Annotated in this window: 11 protein-coding genes, 2 tRNA genes and 1 rRNA gene; 3 read left to right on the top strand and 11 right to left on the bottom strand. The window is 54.8% G+C overall.

Annotated features, from left to right (window positions below; genetic code table 11):
- Positions 1-107: 107 nt before the first annotated feature.
- The 7 genes from J2125_RS12390 to pepQ all read right to left on the bottom strand — a co-directional run bounded on the left by J2125_RS12390 (position 108) and on the right by pepQ (position 6,431).
- A tRNA-Ala gene (locus J2125_RS12390) sits at positions 108-183 on the bottom strand.
- Between the two features lie 150 nt (positions 184-333).
- Positions 334-410, bottom strand: a tRNA-Ile gene (locus tag J2125_RS12385).
- A gap of 73 nt (positions 411-483) precedes the next feature.
- Positions 484-2,026 (bottom strand): 16S ribosomal RNA (locus J2125_RS12380).
- Between the two features lie 414 nt (positions 2,027-2,440).
- Positions 2,441-2,977, bottom strand: coding sequence for a menaquinone-dependent protoporphyrinogen IX dehydrogenase (gene hemG, locus J2125_RS12375; RefSeq protein ID WP_017800696.1), 537 nt, complete (start codon positions 2,975-2,977; stop codon positions 2,441-2,443).
- 17 nt (positions 2,978-2,994) lie between these two features.
- A complete protein-coding gene (gene trkH / locus J2125_RS12370) occupies positions 2,995-4,446 on the bottom strand; it encodes a Trk system potassium transporter TrkH (protein WP_017800695.1) in 1,452 nt (483 codons plus the stop codon).
- A gap of 36 nt (positions 4,447-4,482) precedes the next feature.
- Positions 4,483-5,100: an IMPACT family protein gene (locus tag J2125_RS12365; protein WP_017800694.1), complete on the bottom strand. Its 618-nt coding sequence runs from the start codon at positions 5,098-5,100 to the stop codon at positions 4,483-4,485.
- A complete protein-coding gene (gene pepQ, locus J2125_RS12360; RefSeq protein ID WP_017800693.1) occupies positions 5,100-6,431 on the bottom strand; it encodes a Xaa-Pro dipeptidase in 1,332 nt (443 codons plus the stop codon). The genes J2125_RS12365 and pepQ overlap by 1 nt, the downstream gene beginning before the upstream one ends.
- A 188-nt stretch (positions 6,432-6,619) precedes the next feature.
- Between pepQ and fadB the strand changes: the two genes are divergently transcribed.
- Together fadB and fadA are read left to right on the top strand one after the other, a co-directional pair.
- Entirely contained in the window at positions 6,620-8,806 is a 2,187-nt protein-coding gene (fadB, locus tag J2125_RS12355) for a fatty acid oxidation complex subunit alpha FadB (RefSeq protein ID WP_017800692.1), read from the top strand.
- A 10-nt stretch (positions 8,807-8,816) separates the two neighbouring features.
- Positions 8,817-9,980 (top strand): acetyl-CoA C-acyltransferase FadA, encoded by a 1,164-nt coding sequence (gene fadA / locus J2125_RS12350; protein WP_017800691.1) that lies wholly within the window; start codon positions 8,817-8,819, stop codon positions 9,978-9,980.
- Positions 9,981-10,060: 80 nt separating this feature from the next.
- Here the strand turns inward: fadA and fre are convergent, their stop codons facing one another.
- Positions 10,061-10,762: an NAD(P)H-flavin reductase gene (gene fre, locus J2125_RS12345; RefSeq protein ID WP_017800690.1), complete on the bottom strand. Its 702-nt coding sequence runs from the start codon at positions 10,760-10,762 to the stop codon at positions 10,061-10,063.
- Positions 10,763-10,809: 47 nt separating this feature from the next.
- Complete coding sequence (gene ubiD / locus J2125_RS12340) at positions 10,810-12,294, bottom strand: 4-hydroxy-3-polyprenylbenzoate decarboxylase (protein ID WP_017800689.1); 1,485 nt, start codon at positions 12,292-12,294, stop codon at positions 10,810-10,812.
- Between the two features lie 327 nt (positions 12,295-12,621).
- Between ubiD and rfaH the strand changes: the two genes are divergently transcribed.
- Positions 12,622-13,110: a transcription/translation regulatory transformer protein RfaH gene (gene rfaH / locus J2125_RS12335; RefSeq protein WP_026111642.1), complete on the top strand. Its 489-nt coding sequence runs from the start codon at positions 12,622-12,624 to the stop codon at positions 13,108-13,110.
- A gap of 30 nt (positions 13,111-13,140) precedes the next feature.
- Here the strand turns inward: rfaH and hemB are convergent, their stop codons facing one another.
- Together hemB and tatD are read right to left on the bottom strand one after the other, a co-directional pair.
- Positions 13,141-14,163: a porphobilinogen synthase gene (gene hemB, locus J2125_RS12330; protein ID WP_017800687.1), complete on the bottom strand. Its 1,023-nt coding sequence runs from the start codon at positions 14,161-14,163 to the stop codon at positions 13,141-13,143.
- 37 nt (positions 14,164-14,200) lie between these two features.
- On the bottom strand, positions 14,201-14,983 hold the full coding sequence (gene tatD / locus J2125_RS12325) for a 3'-5' ssDNA/RNA exonuclease TatD (protein ID WP_017800686.1): 783 nt from the start codon (positions 14,981-14,983) through the stop codon (positions 14,201-14,203).
- Positions 14,984-15,049: the final 66 nt, after the last annotated feature.

Genomic DNA, 15,049 nt, shown 5'->3' with positions numbered 1-15,049 from the left:
AGACGACATATCGTTTCAATTTTCAGCTTGTTCCGGATTTTTAAAGAGCATAATACTTCGCAGCATACCGTTGCCGGTGTGCTCTGAAGTATTTTTTAGTAACGGTATGGTGGAGCTAAGCGGGATCGAACCGCTGACCTCCTGCGTGCAAGGCAGGCGCTCTCCCAGCTGAGCTATAGCCCCATACAGTTACTGCAGAGACCTTTACTACCACTCACCAGGAGTCACATCCGTTTAAGAACACGAATGTTAATTTGGATTCAGGCAAGGCATGCAGGAGGGAAGTTTACTCTGGTAAACGACCGAGTGCATAACGCAGCATGAATACAAATTTGGTAGGCCTGAGTGGACTTGAACCACCGACCTCACCCTTATCAGGGGTGCGCTCTAACCACCTGAGCTACAAGCCTGTAGAGGTTTTTTCTGCTCGTTACTTTCATCAGACAATCTGTGTGGGCACTGCGCGGGGCATCTTCACATAGGTAAGGAGGTGATCCAACCGCAGGTTCCCCTACGGTTACCTTGTTACGACTTCACCCCAGTCATGAATCACAAAGTGGTAAGCGCCCTCCCGGAGGTTAAGCTACCTACTTCTTTTGCAACCCACTCCCATGGTGTGACGGGCGGTGTGTACAAGGCCCGGGAACGTATTCACCGTAGCATTCTGATCTACGATTACTAGCGATTCCGACTTCACGGAGTCGAGTTGCAGACTCCGATCCGGACTACGACGCACTTTATGAGGTCCGCTTGCTCTCGCGAGTTCGCTTCTCTTTGTATGCGCCATTGTAGCACGTGTGTAGCCCTGGCCGTAAGGGCCATGATGACTTGACGTCATCCCCACCTTCCTCCGGTTTATCACCGGCAGTCTCCTTTGAGTTCCCGCCATCACGCGCTGGCAACAAAGGATAAGGGTTGCGCTCGTTGCGGGACTTAACCCAACATTTCACAACACGAGCTGACGACAGCCATGCAGCACCTGTCTCACGGTTCCCGAAGGCACTAAGGCATCTCTGCCGAATTCCGTGGATGTCAAGGCCAGGTAAGGTTCTTCGCGTTGCATCGAATTAAACCACATGCTCCACCGCTTGTGCGGGCCCCCGTCAATTCATTTGAGTTTTAACCTTGCGGCCGTACTCCCCAGGCGGTCGACTTAACGCGTTAGCTCCGGAAGCCACGCCTCAAGGGCACAACCTCCAAGTCGACATCGTTTACGGCGTGGACTACCAGGGTATCTAATCCTGTTTGCTCCCCACGCTTTCGCACCTGAGCGTCAGTCTTCGTCCAGGGGGCCGCCTTCGCCACCGGTATTCCTCCAGATCTCTACGCATTTCACCGCTACACCTGGAATTCTACCCCCCTCTACGAGACTCTAGCCTGCCAGTTTCAAATGCAGTTCCCAGGTTGAGCCCGGGGATTTCACATCTGACTTAACAGACCGCCTGCGTGCGCTTTACGCCCAGTAATTCCGATTAACGCTTGCACCCTCCGTATTACCGCGGCTGCTGGCACGGAGTTAGCCGGTGCTTCTTCTGCGGGTAACGTCAATCGACGCGGTTATTAACCACATCGCCTTCCTCCCCGCTGAAAGTACTTTACAACCCGAAGGCCTTCTTCATACACGCGGCATGGCTGCATCAGGCTTGCGCCCATTGTGCAATATTCCCCACTGCTGCCTCCCGTAGGAGTCTGGACCGTGTCTCAGTTCCAGTGTGGCTGGTCATCCTCTCAGACCAGCTAGGGATCGTCGCCTAGGTGAGCCGTTACCCCACCTACTAGCTAATCCCATCTGGGTTCATCCGATGGTGTGAGGCCCGAAGGTCCCCCACTTTGCTCTTGCGAGATTATGCGGTATTAGCTACCGTTTCCAGTAGTTATCCCCCTCCATCGGGCAGATCCCCAGACATTACTCACCCGTCCGCCGCTCGTCACCCAAGGAGCAAGCTCCTCTGTGCTACCGCCCGACTTGCATGTGTTAGGCCTGCCGCCAGCGTTCAATCTGAGCCATGATCAAACTCTTCAATTAAAAAGCTTGATGCTCAAAGAATTAAAACTGTTATTCGTAATGAATATAGTAGTCACTCTTGAGACTTGATATTTCAAATTTTTTCCATCCGGGGATGGTTTGCGATATCAACCCTGCGAGTGCCCACACAGATTGTCTGATAAATTGTTAAAGAGCAGTGCAATTAGCGACTTCGTCTGCTGCTGCGAGGTGGCGTATATTACGCTTTCCTCCCTCAGAGTCAACCCCGTTTTCAGAAGTTTTTCTCCGGCGGTTCAGAACCGATTAACTCGCTTCCCGAACCTCCCGACACCGCGCTGTGTAAGCCGTTGTTCCGTGTCAGTGGAGGCGCAGTATAGGGAATTTCTGGCGGGTGACAAGTGTTTATTATAAAAAAATGACTGAGCGACGTAATTTTCGACAAAGCGCGGGCTTTTACTGCGTTTTGCCTGGTAAATGAGCGAATTCCTGAGCAAAACGAGCCACTTGCGTCCAGTCGGTATATTCCACTTCTTTCGAGGTATCGGTTTCGCCACCAGTCATCCGCATAATCAGCTGAATCATCACTCGATCAAACCAGCGATAACGCGTATAGCGCAGCGCGCCGGCAAATACCGCGCAACAATCAGGCTGCCATGGCGACTGTAATAAGAACTTACGCATATAGGCGTTGGTTTGCGGCGTCCGCTTATCTGCTTTGCGTGCGGTCAGGTTAACGCAGAAAAAGCCGCTGGAGCGTTGCTGCAATTCATGCAGATGGCGTTTAACGAATTTCGCCACCGCCGGATGGAAATGACCATAGTGGATGGAGCCACCAATCAACACGCGATCGTACTGCGACCAGTCGATCTGTTCGACCCGCAGAATATTAAACACATCACACTCCATCTCCTCTTTAATACTGTTAGCGATATAAGAGGCGATTTCACGCGTCTGGCCTTCACGGCTGGAAAAAAGAATAAGCGCTTTCATAGTTTTTACTCGTGGTTTTATTCACGCCAGAATGTTGGGGTAAACAGCACCAACAGCGTGAATACTTCAAGACGCCCAAACAGCATCGTGACAATCAAAATCCATTTCGCCACGTCATTCATCGACGTGAAGTTGTCGGCAACGACTCCAAGGCCCGGGCCGAGGTTATTAAGCGTAGCCGCAACCGCTGCAAACGCAGAGAAATCATCGACGCCGGTGGCAATAATCGCCAGCATGCTGAGAATAAACACCAGCGCATAGGCGGAGAAGAATCCCCATACCGCTTCGAGGATCCGTTCCGGTAGTGCGCGATTGCCCAGCTTAATGGTGTACACCGCATTCGGGTGCACCAGTCTTTTCAGTTCACGCGATCCCTGCTTAAACAGCAGCAGAATACGGATCACTTTCAGACCACCACCGGTGGAACCGGCGCAGCCACCGATAAAGGCGGAACACAATAACAGCACCGGCAGAAACAGCGGCCAGCGCGCGATACTGTCAGTGGTAAATCCGGCGGTGGTGGCCATCGACACCACCTGGAAAAATGCCTGATTCAGGGTTTGCATGCCGGTCTGGTAAACATCATGGAACCACAGCACCAGGGTACAGACCACTACCAGCGTCAGCTGCACGCCGATAAACATGCGGAACTCAGGATCACGCCAGTAAACACGCAGGTTACGCCCACTCAATAACGAGAAGTGCAAACCGTAGTTACAACCGGAAATCAGCAGGAAAATGGCGATAATGGTGTTAATGGTGGGACTGTTAAAATAACCGATGCTGGCATCATGCGTAGAAAAGCCGCCAATGGCGATGGTGGAGAAGCTATGGCCAATGGCGTCGAACAGTGACATTCCGGCAAGCCACAGCGCCAGCGCACAGGCCACGGTCAGCAACACATAGATCAGCCACAGGGTTTTGGCGGTTTCCGCAATACGCGGGCGCATCTTGTTATCTTTTAATGGGCCGGGCATTTCCGCGCGATACAGCTGCATGCCGCCGACGCCAAGGATTGGCAGAATCGCCACCGCCAGCACAATGATCCCCATACCACCGAGCCACTGCAACATCTGGCGGTAGAACAGAATTGCTTTCGGCAATGAGTCCAGCCCCACCAGCGTAGTCGCCCCGGTAGTGGTTAAACCGGAAAAGGATTCAAAAAACGCGTCGGTGATACTCAGATTAGGTTGTTCGGAGAAGATAAACGGCATCGCCCCCACGCTGCCCAGCACGGTCCAGAACAGCACGACAATCAGAAAGCCTTCACGCGGTTTTAACTCGCTCTTCTGCTTACGATTCGGCCACCACAGCAGTGCGCCGATAATCAGTGCCATAAAGAACGTCTGACTGAAGGCGCGCCCTGCTCCATCGCGATAAATCAACGCCACCAAACCGGGGACAATCATCGTTCCGGAAAACAGAATGACCAGCAAACCGACGATGCGGGTAATGGCACGAATATGCATCCAGCCGTTTCCTTAACCTGACAAATAGAATGAGAGTTATAGTTTTACCGGAATAAGCTGCAGCGAGCCCCGGCTAAAATCTGACAAATTTTGCGTGAATCCCTCAATCTGCGCATAAGGCAGCGCCAGACTGAGGGTCACCACATCTGAAAATTCACTGTCCAGCAACTTGCCATCAAAGCGCTGAATCATGTGTTCAATATCGCCCAGCTGCGCATAGTCACAGCACAGGCCAAAAGTGCGCATCGGCACTTTCTGCACCCGCGCCAGCTGTTTTAATCCCTGCTGAACACCGCCGCCATAGGCTTTGACCAGCCCACCGGTGCCAAGCTGAATACCACCGTAGTAACGCACCACCACCGCGGTGATTTCGCCGATATTGTTTCCCATCAGTTGCGCCAGCATCGGTTTTCCTGCGGTGCCGGAGGGTTCACCATCGTCAGAGAAACCCAGCTGCTGCGAATCATTGGGCGCGCCAGCCACCCATGCCCAGCAGTGATGCCGGGCGGAGGGATGGTCACTTTTAACCTGCTGAACAAACGCACGCGCCGCTTCAATACCGTCGGTGTGCGCCAGCAACGTAATAAAACGGCTTTTTTTGATCGTTTCCTCGCTGACGCTTAGCGGCTCAGCGGGAATGTCATAAGCATCCATCAGGCAAGATTCAGATCACGCGTCATATTTTCTATACGATTGTCGTAAATCACCACATTGTCTTCAATACGAATGCCGCCATACGGCTTCAGCGCCTCGATACGATCCCAGTCGAAGTGTTGACTAAATTTGCCTGCACGCCATGGGGCCAGCAAAGATTCGATAAAGTAGAGGCCCGGTTCGATAGTCAGCACCATACGCGGTTCCAGCACACGCGTGCAGCGCAGATAAGGATACTGCGCTGGCGCCGCCAGATGAGTACCGTGGTCATCCTGCATAAAGCCCGCAACATCATGTACCTGCAGACCCAGCGGATGTCCCAGACCGTGCGGCAGGAAAGGTCCGGTCAGATTCTCTTTGACCATCGCCTCGGCGCTAAGCCCGCTGACCAGTTGATGCTTCAGCAAAAGTGTGGCGATGCGATGGTGCATCTGCTCATGGTAGTCGGTATAGCGTACCCCTGCCTTCAGCGTATCAATCAGCGCCAGCTCTTCGTCATTAAGATCTTTTACCAGCTCCGCAAACTGACTATCGCCCTGCGCGGCATAAGTACGGGTTAAATCCGCGGCATAACCGTTATATTCCGCACCGGCATCGATCAGGAAGCTAAGTTGCCGTTCCGGCGCCTGATGCTGGAGCTGAGTGTAATGCAGCACCGCCGCGTGTTCGTTCAGCGCGATAATATTGCCATAGGGCACATCGGTATCGCGGTGGCCGGTCGCCGTCAGGTAAGCGATATTGATATCAAATTCACTCATACCGGAGAGGAATGCTTCCTTCGCCGCACGATGCCCCAGCACTGCCACCTTCTGCGCCTGGCGCATACAGGCCAGCTCGTAATCGGTTTTATAAGAACGATGATAGTGCAGATAATCCAGTACGCCCTGCGGATTGACGCGGTCAGACTGAATCTCCAGCTGCGCTGCACGTTGTGGTGCCGGGCCAATATAGGCCACATTCTGCCGCTGCGCGGGCAGCAGCTGTGCAATCTCGTCAGCGTTTTTCAGCTGGATAATCTCGATTTCGTCGGTCCAGAAACTGTCCGGCAACGGTTCAACGTTATGCCAGTAATCAACCGGCGAATAGAACCACAGCTTTGGCTTGTTGACGCCATCCACCCACAGCCAGCAGTTAGGCACTTGCGTTACCGGCACCCAGGCTTTGAACTGCGGATTTACTTTAAAGGGATAGCTGTGATCATCAAGGAAGACCGTCAGTAATTCCCCGGAATGGATCAGCATGGCGTCAAGCTTAAAGCGAGCCAGCAGTTGCTGCGCACGCTGCTGCAGCACAGAAATATGATCTTTATAGAGCGTAACCAGTGAGTCCATTAACTTCTCTCCGATGCACGAAAAAGTGCCCGCATCTTATCACAGCCAATTGCCCGATGCCGTTTTGCCGCAGCTGTGATCTTGTTAGCAAATAAGCAAACTTCCATTTGCAAATAATTAACATCAAACCCACACTCCAGATCATCTGGTATGACCAGATCCCTTTATCGCTGTTTCAGGAGACTGACATGCTCTACCAAGGCGAAACCCTTTCACTTGACTGGCTGGACGATGGCATCGCCGAGCTGGTATTTGACGCGCCCGGCTCGGTGAATAAGCTGGATACCCAAACCGTTGCCAGTCTCGGCGCAGCCATTGCGGTACTGGAGCAACAACCGGCACTGAAAGGCCTGCTGCTGAGCTCAGCGAAACCGGCCTTTATCGTTGGCGCGGATATTACCGAATTCTTATCGCTGTTTGCCGCACCGGCAGACAAGCTTGAACAGTGGCTGATTTTTGCCAACAGCATATTTAATCGTCTGGAAGACCTGCCGGTGCCGACCATCGCGGCCATCAGTGGCTATGCACTGGGCGGTGGCTGCGAATGCGTGCTGGCGACTGATTTACGCATTGCCAGTCACGATGCGCGCATTGGTCTGCCGGAAACCAAACTGGGCATTATGCCAGGCTTTGGTGGTTCGGTACGTCTGCCGCGCCTGCTGGGCGCCGATAGCGCCTTAGAAATTATCGCCGCGGGTAAAGATGTTGATGCTAACCAGGCGCTGGCGATTGGCCTGGTGGATGCGGTGGTGGCGCCGGAAAAACTGCGTGACGGCGCTATTGCGATGCTGAAAGAGGCGATTGCCGAACCACAAAGCTGGCGCGCGCGGCGTCAGCCAAAACTGGAACCGTTAAAACTCAGCGCAGTGGAAGCCGCCATGAGCTTTACCATCGCCAAAAGTATGGTGATGCAGAGCGCCGGTAAACACTATCCGGCGCCGCTCACGGCGGTGAAAACCATTGAAGCCGCAGCCGGACTGGGACGCGATGAAGCGTTACAGCTGGAAACCCGCGCGTTTGTGCCGCTGGCGCGCTCAGATGTGGCGCGGGCGCTGGTCGGTATCTTCCTTAACGATCAGTATGTAAAAAGCAAAGCGAAAAAACTGACGCGCGATAGCGAGCTCCCCCAACAGGCGGCAGTGCTGGGCGCCGGCATTATGGGCGGCGGCATCGCTTATCAGTCGGCCTGGAAAGGCGTGCCGGTCATTATGAAAGATATCAGTGAGCAATCGCTGACGCTGGGCATGAATGAAGCGGCGAAGCTGCTTAACAGGCAGCTTGAGCGCGGCAAAATCGACGGCCTGAAACTCGCCAGCGTGATTGCTACTATCCAGCCAGCGCTGGATTACAGCGGTTTTCAACGCGCCGATGTGGTGGTGGAAGCGGTAGTGGAGAATCCGAAGGTCAAAGCCGCGGTGCTGGCGGAAACCGAGAGCAAGGTACGCAGCGACACCGTTCTCGCTTCCAACACCTCGACCATTCCAATCAGCCTGCTGGCGCAGTCACTGCAGCGGCCGGAAAATTTCTGCGGTATGCACTTCTTTAATCCGGTACCGCGTATGCCGCTGGTCGAAGTGGTGCGCGGAGAGAAGACTTCCGACGCCACGCTGGCGAAGGTGGTCGCCTGGGCCAGCAAGATGGGCAAAACGCCGATTGTGGTCAACGACTGCCCGGGCTTCTTTGTGAACCGCGTGCTGTTCCCTTACTTTGCCGGTTTTAGCCTGCTGTTGCGTGATGGCGCCGATTTCCGTCAGATCGACAAAGTGATGGAGAAAAAATTTGGCTGGCCGATGGGTCCCGCCTGGCTGCTGGATGTGGTCGGCATTGATACCGCTCACCATGCGCAGAGTGTGATGGCCGATGGCTTCCCGACGCGGATGAAAAAAGATTACCGCGACGCTATTGATGTGATGTTTGATGCCGGACGCTTCGGACAGAAAAATCAGCACGGTTTCTGGAGCTGGGAAACGGATAAGAAAGGCAAAGCGAAAAAAGTGGCGGATGCCAGCGTTGACACTCTGTTGCAGGAGGTCTGCCAGCCACCGCGGGCATTTAGCGACGACGAAATTATCGCGCGCATGATGATCCCGATGATCAATGAGGTGGTGCGCTGCCTTGAGGAAGGCATTATCGCCAGCCCGGCGGAAGCGGATATGGCGCTGGTCTACGGACTTGGCTTCCCGCCGTTCCACGGCGGCGTGTTCCGCTATCTCGATACGCTTGGCAATGCGCAGTTTATCGCCCAGGCGCAGGCGTTCGCCGCGCTGGGCGCGCTGTATCAGCCCGCCGAAGCGATTAAACACAAAGCTCAGAGCAACGAGAGCTGGTATCCGCCAGCCCGACCGCTGACTGATGCAGCCCTGAAAACGGCGTGAGGAGAACAGAATGGAAAAGGTAGTCATTGTTGATGCAATCCGCACGCCGATGGGCCGCTCAAAAGGCGGCGCATTCCGTCATCTGCGTGCGGAAGATCTCTCCGCGCATCTGATGCGCGCATTGCTGAGCCGTAACCCGGCGCTGCCCGCCGCCTCCCTCGACGATATCTGGTGGGGCTGCGTACAGCAGACGCTGGAACAGGGATTTAATATTGCGCGTAATGCGGCGCTGCTGGCGGAGATCCCCCATCGTGTTCCGGCCACCACCGTCAACCGGCTTTGTGGTTCTTCGATGCAGGCGCTGCATGACGCGGCGCGCGCGATTATGGTCGGTGACGCGCGTGCCTGCCTGATTGGCGGCGTCGAGCATATGGGCCATGTGCCGATGAGCCACGGCGTTGATTTCCATCCGGGGCTGAGCCGCACGGTGGCGAAAGCGGCCGGAATGATGGGGCTGACCGCGGAAATGCTGGCGCGCATCCATCATATCAGCCGTGAAATGCAGGATGAATTTGCCGCCCGCTCGCATCAGCGCGCCTGGACAGCAACCCAGGCGGGTCATTTTAAGTCGGAGATTGTGGCGACCTCTGGCCATGATGCTGACGGCGTACTGAAACGCTATGATTTTGATGAAGTTATTCGTCCGGAAACCACCGTTACCGGTCTGGCGGCGCTGAAACCGGCCTTTGATCCGGCGAATGGCACAGTGACCGCCGGTAGCTCATCGGCACTATCCGATGGTGCGGCGGCAATGCTGATTATGAGTGAATCCCGCGCTGCCGAACTGGGTCTAACCGCCCGTGCGCGCATCCGCTCAATGGCGGTGGTCGGCTGTGATCCGTCGATTATGGGTTATGGCCCGGTGCCTGCCTCGCAGCTGGCGCTAAAACGTGCCGGACTGGAGATCACGGATATCGATCTGTTTGAGCTTAATGAAGCCTTTGCCGCGCAGACGCTGCCGTGTATTAAGGATTTAAATTTACTGGATAAGATCGATGAGAAGGTGAATCTCAACGGCGGCGCGATTGCTCTGGGTCACCCGCTGGGTTGCTCAGGCGCGCGTATCAGCACCACCCTGCTTAACCTGATGGAACGTCGTGATGCGCAGTTTGGTCTGGCGACCATGTGTATTGGCCTCGGCCAGGGCATTGCGACGGTGTTCGAACGCGTCTGATTTACTCTGCAAACGGGCGGCGATAACGCCGCCCCTACACCCGCTTTACTGTAGGGGCGGCGTTATCGCCGCCCTCCAGATCAGATAAAGGCAAAAGCATCGCCATACATATGCGCTTCCAGCGCGCCACGCTCGGCACAAAAACGCTCACGGGCGATTTTCGCCATCTCAAAGCGACCGGCAATATAGATATCGTGCTCACTAAGGGTGCCGTAATCCTGCATCACCGCAGTTAATACCGTACCGCTGCGACCTGGCCAGCCCGCTTCAGGCTGCTCAACCACCGGAATCACCTTCAGATTCGGATGCTTCACCGCCAGCGCGTTAAGCTCCTCCAGATCATACAGATGTTTCAGCTCACGGCCGCCCCAGTAAATGGCGATATCGCGCTGCGGCTGCTGCGCCAGCGCGGTCAGCAGAATGGAGCGCGCATAGGAGAAGCCTGTACCACCGGCGATCAGAATCAACGGGCGGCTGCCCTCTTCGCGCAGGAAGGCGTCACCATGAGGAATATCAACGGTAATTTCGCGCTGCTGCTGAATGCGCTCCATTACCGCCATCGCGTAGAGGTTCAGTTCAGAAGCGCCGATATGCAGTTCGATAATATCTTTTTCCATTGGCGTCGACGCCAGCGAGAACGGGCGCTTATCACGCTCATCCATCACTACCATCAGATACTGGCCAGCGTGGAAGCTGAAATCAGCTTCCGGCACCAGTCGCACCCGGTAAACGGTATCGGTAATCGCTTCAACCGAGGTCACTTTACAGCTCAATCTTGTCATGCGTTCCCTCTGTCGGGTCGTCATTATCATAGGTTCACCGCGGCGGATTAGCGCTGCGGCGACTGATTAAAAATGGCTAACTCATCCCAAATAGCATCAATGCGCGCGGTGACCGCGGCATCTTTAACGATTGGCCGCCCCCACTCGCGATCGGTTTCACCTGGCCATTTATTGGTGGCATCTAAACCCATTTTTGAACCCAATCCGGAAACCGGCGAGGCAAAATCAAGGTAGTCGATGGGCGTGTTCTCAACCAGCACGGTATCGCGCGCCGGATCCATCCGCGTAGTAATGGCCCAGATGACATCATTCCAGTCGCGCGCGTTGACGTCATCATCACAGACAATAACAAATTTGGTGTACATAAACTGGCGCAGAAATGACCATACGCCCATCATTACGCGCTTGGCATGTCCGGCGTACTGCTTTTTCATCGTTACCACTGCCAGCCGGTATGAGCAGCCTTCTGGCGGCAGATAGAAATCGACAATTTCGGGAAACTGCTTTTGCAGGATCGGCACAAAAACTTCGTTCAGCGCCACACCCAGTACCGCCGGTTCATCGGGTGGACGACCGGTATAGGTTGAATGATAGATGGCATTCCGGCGTTGCGTTATGTGCGTTACGGTGAATACCGGGAAATTATCCACTTCATTATAGTAACCGGTATGGTCGCCATATGGACCTTCCGGCGCCATTTCGCCCGGTTCGATATAGCCTTCCAGCACAATTTCAGCGCTGGCGGGAATTTCCAGATCGCTGGCAATACATTTAACCACTTCGGTCTTATTACCACGCAGCAGACCGGCGAAAGCATATTCAGAGAGTGAATCAGGAACTGGCGTCACCGCGCCCAGGATTGTGGCCGGGTCAGCGCCCAGCGCCACCGCCACCGGGAAACGCTCGCCCGGATGCGCCTGGCTCCACTCCTGAAAATCGAGTGCGCCGCCGCGATGGGAAAGCCAGCGCATAATTAATTTGTTTTTGCCGATCACCTGCTGGCGATAGATGCCAAGGTTTTGCCGCTCTTTGTGCGGGCCGCGGGTAACGGTTAATCCCCAGGTGATCAACGGTGCGGCATCTTCCGGCCAGCACTTCATTACCGGAATGCGCGATAAATCGACATCATCGCCCTGCCAGATCTCTTCCTGACAAGGGGCGTTGCGTAGCCGTTTGGTCGGCATATTCAGCACTTGTTTGAACTGCGGCATCTTATCGAACAGATCGCGAAAACCTTTCGGTGGCTCTGGCTCTTTTAAAAATGCCAGCAACTTACCCACTTCGCGCAGTGCGGTGACATCTTCCTGGCCCATGCCCATCGCGACGCGCTTTGGCGTACCGAACAGGTTGCACAGCACAGGCATATCATAGCCTTTCGGATTTTCGAACAGCAGAGCCGGACCGCCTGCGCGCAAGGTACGATCGGCAATCTCGGTCATTTCCAGTTCAGGATCGATCTCAAGAGTGATGCGTTTTAGTTCCCCGCGCTTTTCCAGCAGGGCAAGGAAGTCGCGTAAGTCGTGGTATTTCATGCCTTTCCATCAATCCGGCCGGTGAATCGGCCATTATAAGGCTGATTCAGCGGGCATGCTTGTTTTTGTTCCTGCCAGATGTCCGGCAGATCGCACTGTCAAATTATGTCGCGCGCCCAGAGTCTGATACAGATAAAGCCAACGCGTCAATTTCCAATTTCAGCCAATGTGACAAATCCATGGCCAAATTGCTGCGAGTTTGTCACGATGGCTTCGGATATTTCGTAGCCAGCGCGCAGCAGCAAATCCAGTTAACACGCGTGATGTTGCTACAACTCTGACAGCAGTTTTGTTATTCTTAGCGTCCGGTAATTGGAAAGTGACATTATGGAATCCTGGTATTTACTGTACTGCAAACGTGGTCAACTGTTGCGCGCAAAAGAGCATCTTGAGCGCCAGTCAGTTCATTGCCTGAGCCCGATGATTGCACTGGAAAAAATCGTGCGCGGTAAACGTACAACCGTCAGTGAGCCACTGTTTCCCAATTATCTGTTTATTGAGTTCGATCCCGAAGCAATTCACACCACCACCATCAGCGCCACACGTGGTGTCAGCCATTTTGTGCGCTTTGGCACCCTGCCAGCGACGGTGCCGGAAAATGTTATTCAGATATTGCAGACTGAAACCCCGGAAAATATGGTCGATCCGGAAACGCCGCAACCGGGCGATGAGGTGCTGATTATTGACGGCACCTTTGAAGGGCTGAAGGCCATCTTTACCGAGCCGGATGGCGAAGCACGCTCGATGCTGCTGCTTAACCTGCTGAATAAACAGATCGTGCGCAGCGTCGATAATTTACAGTTTCAGAAGCTGTAATAGCGGGCGGCGTTATCGCCGCCCGACTGACTAACGCTGCATCTGCTCGTCGCGGATCCACTGTGCAACACGCTTCGAGAAGTAAGTCAGAATACCGTTGGCGCCTGCGCGCTTAAAGCACAGCAACGACTCCATCACCGCCGGTTTCTCGGCCAGCCAGCCATTCTGAATCGCCGCCATATGCATCGCATACTCGCCGGAAACCTGATAAGCAAAGGTCGGCACGCCAAAGGTGTCTTTGACCCGACGGATCACATCCAGATACGGCATGCCCGGTTTCACCATCACCATATCGGCGCCTTCCTGCAGATCCTGGGCGATCTCCTGCAGCGCTTCATCGCTGTTAGCCGGGTCCATTTGATAGGTCAGCTTATTGCCGCCCTTCAGGTTGCCGGATGAGCCAATCGCATCGCGGAATGGGCCGTAGTAGCAGGAAGCATATTTCGCCGAATAGGCCATAATCTGGGTGTTCACATGATTATCCCGCTCCAGCTGGTCGCGCAGCGCGCCAATACGGCCATCCATCATATCGCTTGGCGCCAGAATCTCGGCGCCAGCTTCGGCATGCGACAGCCCCTGACGTACCAGAATTTCTTTGCTGATATCATTAATCACATAGCCATGCTGGTCGATAATGCCATCCTGACCATGAGTGGTGTAAGGGTCGAGCGCCACATCGGTCAGCAGGCCCAGCTCCGGCACCGCTGCTTTCAGGGCGCGTACCGCACGCTGCACCAGACCCTGCGGGTTATACGCTTCTTCGGCATGCAGGGATTTCTTATCCGCTTCAATCACCGGGAACAGAGACAGTACCGGTATGCCCAGCTTCGCGATCACTTCCGCTTCTTTAACCAGCACATCAATGGTCATGCGGAAAACGCCCGGCATTGACGGGACTTCCTGCTGCTTGTTATGGCCTTCCATCACAAATACCGGATAGATCAGGTCGCTGACCGTCAGCTGATTCTCAGCGACCAGACGACGGCTGAAATCATGGCGACGAACGCGGCGCAGGCGGCGGCCAGGAAAGGCGCCAGGGAAAGCAAAACTCATGGGAATAGACTCCTGTGGAGGATAGCCGACAAACTTACTACCCTATTTTAAATAATTTACGACTGTTCGCTGCGGTCTGCTGTGCTAACCCTTCAGCATCTTCACCGCGCCACGCGGCGACCTGCTGAACGATATGCGGCAGAAAACAGGGTTCGTTGCGGCGGGAAGTCGGCCTTGGTCGCATATCCCGTGGCAACAGATAAGGCGCATCGGTCTCCAGCAGTAGACGCTCTGCGGGAATCAATGGCAGTAATTCACGTAATTCCAGTCCCCGGCGCTCATCACACACCCAGCCGGTAATGCCGACCGATAAGCCAAGCGCCAGGCACTCTTCGATTTCCGCCTGGGTACCGGTAAAGCAGTGCACCACCGCGCCGGGCAGCTTCTCAATCCAGGGTTTGAGGATCTCAATAAAGCGTGAGTGCGCATCGCGACAGTGCAGAAACACCGGCATCGAGAGTTCCGCCGCCAGCTCCAGCTGGGCGTTAAAGGCGTACTCCTGCTGCTCCTGGGCGGAGAAGTTGCGGTTAAAATCGAGTCCGCACTCGCCAATCGCCACCACCTGCTCACTCTCCGTCAGACGGCGTAAGGTGGCGGCAGTCTCACCCGACCACTCGCTGGCGTGGTGCGGATGGACGCCCGCGGTGGACCAGCAGTAATCAGGATGCTGACGCGCCAGGCTCTGCGCCTGCTGACTCTCCAGCGCATTGGTGCCGGTAATCAGTATGCCGGTAACGCCCGCTTCGCGCGCGCGTTTAACCACCTTGTCACGATCTTTAGCGAACTGCGTACTGGTCAGGTTTACACCGATATCAAACATATTTCTTTCCAAACAGTAACCGCCCTTACGGGCGGTTGGCTATGACTTTAAATTCCTCGCAGCAAG

The sequence above is a fragment of the Winslowiella toletana genome, from assembly GCF_017875465.1.
Classification (GTDB): Bacteria; Pseudomonadota; Gammaproteobacteria; order Enterobacterales; family Enterobacteriaceae; genus Erwinia; species Erwinia toletana.
This window is presented reverse-complemented; position numbering and strand designations above follow the sequence as displayed.

Excerpts from the sequence above, each read along its gene's own strand:
- fadB (WP_017800692.1), top strand. The coding sequence starts at position 6,620 with ATGCTCTACCAAGGCGAAACCCTTTCACTTGACTGGCTGGACGATGGC.
- fadA (WP_017800691.1), top strand. The coding sequence starts at position 8,817 with ATGGAAAAGGTAGTCATTGTTGATGCAATCCGCACGCCGATGGGCCGC.
- tatD (WP_017800686.1), bottom strand. The coding sequence starts at position 14,983 with ATGTTTGATATCGGTGTAAACCTGACCAGTACGCAGTTCGCTAAAGAT.
- ubiD (WP_017800689.1), bottom strand. The coding sequence starts at position 12,294 with ATGAAATACCACGACTTACGCGACTTCCTTGCCCTGCTGGAAAAGCGC.
- fre (WP_017800690.1), bottom strand. The coding sequence starts at position 10,762 with ATGACAAGATTGAGCTGTAAAGTGACCTCGGTTGAAGCGATTACCGAT.
- hemG (WP_017800696.1), bottom strand. The coding sequence starts at position 2,977 with ATGAAAGCGCTTATTCTTTTTTCCAGCCGTGAAGGCCAGACGCGTGAA.
- rfaH (WP_026111642.1), top strand. The coding sequence starts at position 12,622 with ATGGAATCCTGGTATTTACTGTACTGCAAACGTGGTCAACTGTTGCGC.
- trkH (WP_017800695.1), bottom strand. The coding sequence starts at position 4,446 with ATGCATATTCGTGCCATTACCCGCATCGTCGGTTTGCTGGTCATTCTG.
- pepQ (WP_017800693.1), bottom strand. The coding sequence starts at position 6,431 with ATGGACTCACTGGTTACGCTCTATAAAGATCATATTTCTGTGCTGCAG.
- J2125_RS12365 (WP_017800694.1), bottom strand. The coding sequence starts at position 5,100 with ATGGATGCTTATGACATTCCCGCTGAGCCGCTAAGCGTCAGCGAGGAA.
- hemB (WP_017800687.1), bottom strand. The coding sequence starts at position 14,163 with ATGAGTTTTGCTTTCCCTGGCGCCTTTCCTGGCCGCCGCCTGCGCCGC.